Annotated in this window: 2 rRNA genes (1 of these 2 cut by a window edge); both read left to right on the plus strand. The window is 54.6% G+C overall.

What is annotated here, in order from left to right:
- A 23S ribosomal RNA gene (locus ACZY08_RS29655) occupies positions 1–1,578 on the plus strand (it extends 1,648 nt beyond the left edge of the window).
- Positions 1,579–1,744: 166 nt separating this feature from the next.
- Positions 1,745–1,858 (plus strand): 5S ribosomal RNA (gene rrf, locus ACZY08_RS29660).
- Positions 1,859–1,868: the final 10 nt, after the last annotated feature.

The following is a 1,868-nucleotide window of genomic DNA, read 5'->3' on the forward strand; positions in this document are numbered from 1 at the left end:
CCATTGTGCTAACCATCCAAAACCGTCGTGACCGATCCCTTCGGGGTGAGGCGTTGACGGGGCTGCGTGGGACCCCGGTGGGTAGTAGTCAAGCGATGGGGTGACGCAGGAAGGTAGCCGTACCAGTCAGTGGTTGTACTGGGGTAAGCCGGTAGGGAGTCAGATAGGCAAATCCGTCTGACATTAATCCTGAGAGGTGATGCATAGCCGTTTGAGGCGAATTCGGTGATCCTATGCTGCCAAGAAAAGCCTCTAGCGAGGACATACACGGCCCGTACCCCAAACCAACACAGGTGGTCAGGTAGAGAATACTAAGGCGTACGAGTGAACTATGGTTAAGGAACTCGGCAAAATGCCCCCGTAACTTCGGGAGAAGGGGGACCCCCATATCGTCAAGGCTTTTGCGGCCGGCAGCGGGAGGGGGTGGCACAAACCAGTGAGAAGCGACTGTTTACTAAAAACACAGGTCCGTGCGAAGTCGCAAGACGATGTATACGGACTGACGCCTGCCCGGTGCTGGAAGGTTAAGAGGACCCGTTAACCCTTCGGGGTGAAGCGGAGAATTTAAGCCCCAGTAAACGGCGGTGGTAACTATAACCATCCTAAGGTAGCGAAATTCCTTGTCGGGTAAGTTCCGACCTGCACGAATGGCGTAACGACTTCTCAACTGTCTCAACCATAGACTCGGCGAAATTGCACTACGAGTAAAGATGCTCGTTACGCGCGGCAGGACGAAAAGACCCCGGGACCTTCACTACAACTTGGTATTGGTGCTCGATACGGTTTGTGTAGGATAGGTGGGAGACTGTGAAGCTCACACGCCAGTGTGGGTGGAGTCATTGTTGAAATACCACTCTGATCGTATTGGGCCTCTAACCTCGGACCGTATATCCGGTTCAGGGACAGTGCCTGGTGGGTAGTTTAACTGGGGCGGTTGCCTCCTAAAATGTAACGGAGGCGCCCAAAGGTTCCCTCAACCTGGACGGCAATCAGGTGTTGAGTGTAAGTGCACAAGGGAGCTTGACTGCGAGACATACATGTCGAGCAGGGACGAAAGTCGGGACTAGTGATCCGGCACCTCTGAGTGGAAGGGGTGTCGCTCAACGGATAAAAGGTACCCCGGGGATAACAGGCTGATCTTCCCCAAGAGTCCATATCGACGGGATGGTTTGGCACCTCGATGTCGGCTCGTCGCATCCTGGGGCTGGAGCAGGTCCCAAGGGTTGGGCTGTTCGCCCATTAAAGCGGCACGCGAGCTGGGTTTAGAACGTCGTGAGACAGTTCGGTCTCTATCCGCCGCGCGCGTCAGAAGCTTGAGGAAATCTGTCCCTAGTACGAGAGGACCGGGACGGACGAACCTCTGGTATACCAGTTGTTCCACCAGGAGCACCGCTGGATAGCCACGTTCGGACAGGATAACCGCTGAAAGCATCTAAGCGGGAAACCCCCTCCAAGACCAGGCTTCTCACCCTTTTAGAGGGATAAGGCCCCCCGCAGACCACGGGATTGATAGACCAGACCTGGAAGCCCAGTAATGGGTGCAGGGAACTGGCACTAACCGGCCGAAAACTTACAACAACCAACAAACAACCAATGTTTGATGAGTTTCAGTAAGACACACATCTGTCTCGCAACCACACCACAAAACACACCCACACTCACTTTGTGTGCGGACGTGCAAAACCACGCCCCACCACCAAAACACAAAGAATTTGCTCTTTGGGAAACCACAAGAGAATAGAGTTACGGCGGTCCATAGCGGCAGGGAAACGCCCGGTCCCATCCCGAACCCGGAAGCTAAGCCTGCCAGCGCCGATGATACTACCCTGTCGGGTGGAAAAGTAGGACACCGCCGAACACAAATTAAG

Source organism: Mycobacterium sp. IDUB_9, from assembly GCF_055419505.1.